The sequence below is a fragment of the Candidatus Eisenbacteria bacterium genome (assembly GCA_035577985.1).
In the GTDB taxonomy this organism is placed as follows: Bacteria; Desulfobacterota; Binatia; order DP-6; family DP-6; genus DATJZY01.
In genome coordinates, this window is the sequence record DATJZY010000150.1 from 1 (window position 1) to 3,726 (window position 3,726).

The following is a 3,726-nucleotide window of genomic DNA, read 5'->3' on the forward strand; positions in this document are numbered from 1 at the left end:
GATCTACTTCAAGGACTGGGGCAAGGGCCCGGTCGTGACGTTCTCGCACGGCTGGCCGCTGAGCTCCGACGCTTGGGACGGCCAGATGCTCTTCCTCGCGCAGAAGGGCTTCCGCGTCGTCGCGCACGACCGTCGCGGCCATGGCCGATCGACCCAGGCGTGGTCGGGCAACGACATGGACGGCTATGCCGACGATCTCGCCGCCGTCATCGAGGCCCTCGATCTCGAGGACGCCACGCTCGTCGGCCACTCCACCGGTGGCGGCGAAGTGGCGCGCTACATCGGCCGCCACGGGACGAAGCGAGTCGCGAAGGCAGTCCTCGTCGCCGCCGTCCCGCCGATCATGCTCAAGACGGCGGCCAATCCGGACGGCCTGCCGATGGAGGTATTCGACAAGCTGCGCGACGGGATCACGAGAGACCGCTCACAGTTCTACAAGGACCTGGCGAGACCGTTCTATGGCGCCAACAGGCCGGGTGCCGAGGTCTCCCAGGGCACGCTCGATCAGTTCTGGCTCTGGAGCATGCAGGCCGGCCTCAAGAACGCCTACGAGAGCATCAAGGCATTCTCCGAGACGGATTTCACCCAGGACCTCGAGAAGTTCGATGTCCCGACCCTGGTCATGCACGGTGAGGACGACCAGATCGTCCCCGTCAAGGACTCGGCAAGGAAATCGGCCGGGCTCATCAAGGGCGCGAAGGAAATCTACTATCCGGGCGCGCCGCACGGCCTCACGGCCACGCATCAGGATCAGGTCAACGCCGACCTGCTGGCGTTCCTCCGGAGCTAGGGAGGGCAACCCATGAAGATCGTGATCATCGGAGGCACCGGCCTGATCGGCTCGAAGACCACCGCCATTCTGCGCAAGGGCGACCACGAGGTCGTCGCCGCCTCGCCCAATACGGGCGTCAACACGATCACCGGCGAGGGCCTCGAGGAGGCCATGGCCGGCACGCAGGTGGTGATCGACCTCGCCAATTCACCCTCGTTCGAAGACAAGGCGGTGCTCGAATTCTTCGAGACCTCCGGCCGCAACCTGCTCGCGGCCGAGGCCGCAGCCGGCGTCCGGCACCACGTCGCGCTGTCCATCGTCGGAACCGACCGGACGCCCGACAACGGCTATTTCCGCGCCAAGGTCGCCCAGGAGAAGCTGATCGAGGCCTCCCGCATCCCCTACACCATCATCCGCTCGACCCAGTTCCTGGAATTCCTCGGCGCCATCGCCGATTCGAGTGCGGCTGGGAACATGGTCAGGCTTTCGCCCGGGCTGTTCCAGCCCATCGCGGCGGACGACGTTGCTGCCATCGTCGCCGACGTGGCGCTCGCGGCGCCACGCAACGGCATCGTCGAGATCGCCGGCCCGGACCGAGCACCGTTCGACGAAATCGTCGCCCGCTATCTGAAGGAGGTCGGCGACCCGCGTGAGGTCGTGAGGGACCCCGAGGCGCGATACTGGGGCGGCCGGGTCGAGGAGCGCTCGCTCGTACCGTTGGGCGAAGCGCGCCTCGGCCGCATCGGTCTCGACGAATGGCTCCGCCGCCGCTCACAGGCAAGAGTCTGATCCTGCGAAGGAGGCGACCATGACGACCAAACTCGTTGCGTCGGTCCTGCTCTGCCTCACGAGCGGCAGGGCGATGGCTCAGGAGGCCAAGGTCACGTCGCTCATGTCGAAAGATCTTCCCGAAAATCCCGGCAGGGAACTTCAGATGATCACGGTAGAGCATGCGCCTGGCGGGTCGAACCCCATGCACCGACACAATGCACATGCGATGCTTTACGTGCTGGAGGGGTCCGTCGTGATGCAGGTGAAGGGTGGAAAAGAGGTAACACTGACACCAGGACAGGCCTTCTATGAAGGGCCCGACGATGTTCATGTCGTTGACCGGAACGCGAGCGGCACGAAGCCGGCGAAATTCGTGGTGTTCTTGATCAAGGACAAAGGCGCTCCGGCGCTCGTGCCAGTAGAGTGACCGTTGGAGGGACCAGGCGGGTGAGCCGATGGGGCACGAGACCCCGACGCGGAGGCGTCGATGCGCAAGAAGTACGGCTTCGTGATGGACTCGGCAGCCTGCTCGGGAGCGTCGCGATGATTCCGGGACGCGCTCAGGCACCGAGCCGCGCGGCGATGCGGCGGAGCAGGCGCTGCAGGGGATAGCGTTCCGGATCGGCGGACTGCACCGCGAGCAGGTCGGCGATCTGCATCTCGATGGCGGCGGCGACCTCGTCGCGCAGCTTGCGGCAGGCCGTCGCATCCTCGTGCCGGCCGGCCCAGCAGCGGGTATCGATCGGTGGCCCGAACAGGAAGTACTGGCGCTCGAAGCGTGGCAGCCCGAGCGGGCCCTTCCCGCGCGAGAGCGGCGGCAGGATCTCGCCGCCCCGGAACCAGCGTTGCTCGGTGATGCCGAGCGCTCGCAACAGATCGCCCACGGGCGATCGCAGCAGGTCCACGGCGTCGGCAACGATCTCGAACATGTCGTCGACGCCCACCGAGGCGAGCGGGACGATCGGCACGCCGTGCTCGATCGCGAGCCGCGCGAAGCCGACGCGCTCCTTCCAGATCAGCTTGTAGCGCTCGCCCTTGTGCTTCATCACCTCGCGTCCGCCGCCGGGGAAGACCAGCACGGCCTCGCCTTTCGCGAACAACGCGGCGCAGTTCTCGCGGGTGCCGTGCACGGCGCCGAGCCGCCGCAGCACGTCGCGCCAGACCGGCACGGCGAAATGGTTGTGGTCGCCGAGCCCGCGGACCAGGCGGCCCGTCCCGTTCAGGATCGCGAGCCCCAGCATCGGGATGTCGACGAGCCCATAGATGGTGTGATTGCCGGCGATCAGCACGGCTCCCTCGCGCGGGACGTGCTCGAGGCCGATCGCTACGGGAGAGAACAGCCGCCGCAGCGGCTCGGCGACGCTGCGCAGGGAATCGGACGAAATCGGCTCGAAGTCGACGTCGGGGGAGTCCATGGAGCGCGTCCCGTCGCTCAGCGATCGCCCGCCCGGACTTCGGGGTGCTCGTCGATCGTCACGACCACGATCGAAAGATACACACCAGGAGGAGTGAGCACACCTCTCGCGTCACGCGATTGATCTCGAGGATCCCGTCCAACCCGGCGGTCGCCGGGATCGTCGTCCGGACATTCATCCACTTCGGGGTTGCCGTGGCGGCCGCCGGCAGCGTAGCACCAGACCATGCGTTGCTGGCGCCTCCCCTCCCTCCTCCTGATCGTCGCGACCGTGGGCACGGCCTCGGCGCTGAAGCCCCCGCCCTGCCGGGACGCGCGCTACGCCGTCAGCGGCGCGCCGGTCGGCATCGACCCGACGACCGACACGGTCGACGTGGGCACGCGCATCGGTCTGGGCGACGTGTGCCCGCTCGTCGCGCCGACCCGCATCCGGGCGAGCCGCTCGGGTGTGACTTCGGTGCGCGCGCGCTGGGAGAGCTGTCCCGGCTTCGCGGGCCCGGTCCGGTTCCGGGCCAAGATCGTCGACGGCTGCTCCCGCCTCTCGGGCGTGGTGACCGCGCGCGGCTATCGGCGCGCGGTCGACGCCACGGTCGCCGACTGCGGCGACGGGATCCTCGACGCGACGACGCCGGCCATACCCTACACCGCCGATCGCGCCTCGCTCGACACGCATCCCCTGCCGCGCTGGTTCGACGACGCCAAGTTCGGGATCATGATCCACTGGGGCATCTTCACGATCCCGGCGTGGGCCGAGCTCACGATCGACCCG

5 protein-coding genes are annotated in these 3,726 nt (G+C 67.9%); 4 read left to right on the forward strand and 1 reads right to left on the reverse strand.

Going from position 1 to position 3,726, the window contains the following annotated elements:
- The first annotated feature begins 1 nt into the window (after position 1).
- Genes VMS22_21805 through VMS22_21815 form a run of 3 tightly spaced genes read left to right on the forward strand, consistent with a single transcriptional unit; the run spans position 2 to position 1,970 of the window.
- Positions 2-790 (forward strand): alpha/beta hydrolase, encoded by a 789-nt coding sequence (locus tag VMS22_21805; protein HXJ36681.1) that lies wholly within the window; start codon positions 2-4, stop codon positions 788-790.
- A 12-nt stretch (positions 791-802) separates the two neighbouring features.
- On the forward strand, positions 803-1,561 hold the full coding sequence (locus tag VMS22_21810; protein HXJ36682.1) for an SDR family oxidoreductase: 759 nt from the start codon (positions 803-805) through the stop codon (positions 1,559-1,561).
- Between the two features lie 19 nt (positions 1,562-1,580).
- A complete protein-coding gene (locus VMS22_21815; protein HXJ36683.1) occupies positions 1,581-1,970 on the forward strand; it encodes a cupin domain-containing protein in 390 nt (129 codons plus the stop codon).
- A 133-nt stretch (positions 1,971-2,103) separates the two neighbouring features.
- On the opposite strand, the gene VMS22_21820 is transcribed toward VMS22_21815, so the two are convergent.
- Positions 2,104-2,958, reverse strand: a complete 855-nt coding sequence (locus VMS22_21820; protein ID HXJ36684.1) for a lysophospholipid acyltransferase family protein — start codon at positions 2,956-2,958, stop codon at positions 2,104-2,106.
- Positions 2,959-3,183: 225 nt separating this feature from the next.
- On the opposite strand from VMS22_21820, the gene VMS22_21825 reads away from it, so the two are divergent.
- On the forward strand, positions 3,184-3,726 hold a 543-nt coding region (locus VMS22_21825), incomplete at its 3' end, for an alpha-L-fucosidase (GenBank protein ID HXJ36685.1).